The organism is Streptomyces sp. NPDC058157, from assembly GCF_042884105.1.
Classification (GTDB): Bacteria; Actinomycetota; Actinomycetes; order Streptomycetales; family Streptomycetaceae; genus Streptomyces.
On sequence record NZ_JBHVUQ010000380.1, the window covers coordinates 1 to 1,137 of the forward strand.

At 72.6% G+C, this 1,137-nt stretch carries 1 pseudogene; it reads left to right on the top strand.

What is annotated here, in order from left to right:
- Positions 1–251: 251 nt before the first annotated feature.
- Positions 252–1,079: pseudogene (locus ACFVXK_RS38020) on the top strand (glycine C-acetyltransferase); the annotation flags it as partial.
- Between the last annotated feature and the right edge of the window lie 58 nt (positions 1,080–1,137).

Below are 1,137 nucleotides of genomic sequence, written 5' to 3' on the forward strand. Positions count from 1 at the left end.
GGCGGACGGCTCGGCCGGAGTCCGCACCGCCGGACCGTCCGACCGGGGTCCGTCCCGCCGCCGGCCGGCCCGCGCCGCGGTCCACCGGCCCCCGGGCCGACAGCCGGTACGGTCGCGGGGCGGCAGCCGCCGGCCACCACAAGACCATCTCCCTCGGGCCGGGCCCCGCACACCCTCCCCCCTCCGCGGGGCCCGGCCCCACCTCCCGTCCGCCGGAAGGCGCACGGCACACCGCACAAGGAGAACCGACCATGTTCGAGTCCGTCCGCGAGGACCTCCGCGCCACCCTCGCCGAGATCCGCGCCGCCGGCCTGCACAAGCCCGAGCGCGTCATCGGCACCCCGCAGAACGCCGCCGTCGCGGTCACCGCGGGCGGCGCCCCCGGCGAGGTCCTGAACTTCTGCGCCAACAACTACCTCGGCCTCGCCGACCACCCCGAGGTCGTCGCCGCCGCCAAGGACGCCCTCGACCGCTGGGGCTACGGCATGGCCTCGGTCCGCTTCATCTGCGGCACCCAGGAGGTCCACAAGGAGCTCGAGGCGCGCCTGTCGGCCTTCCTCGGCCAGGAGGACACGATCCTCTACTCCTCCTGCTTCGACGCCAACGGCGGCGTCTTCGAGACCCTCCTCGGCGCCGAGGACGCGGTCATCTCCGACGCCCTCAACCACGCCTCCATCATCGACGGCATCCGCCTCTCCAAGGCCCGCCGCTTCCGCTACGCCAACCGCGACATGGCGGACCTCGAGGCCCAGCTCAAGACCGCCACCGAAGGCGGCGCCCGCCGCAAGCTCATCGTCACCGACGGCGTCTTCTCCATGGACGGCTACGTCGCCCCGCTCACCGAGATCTGCGACCTCGCCGACCGCTACGACGCCATGGTCATGGTCGACGACTCCCACGCCGTCGGCTTCGTCGGCCCCGGCGGCCGCGGCACCCCCGAGCTGCACGGCGTCATGGACCGGATCGACATCATCACCGGCACCCTCGGCAAGGCCCTCGGCGGCGCCTCCGGCGGCTACGTCGCCGCCCGCACCGAGATCGTCGAGCTGCTGCGCCAGCGCTCGCGCCCGTACCTCTTCTCTTACTAAATAGCCCAGGTCATCGCCGCCTCGTATCTATTTGTGTTGTTCTTGGTGT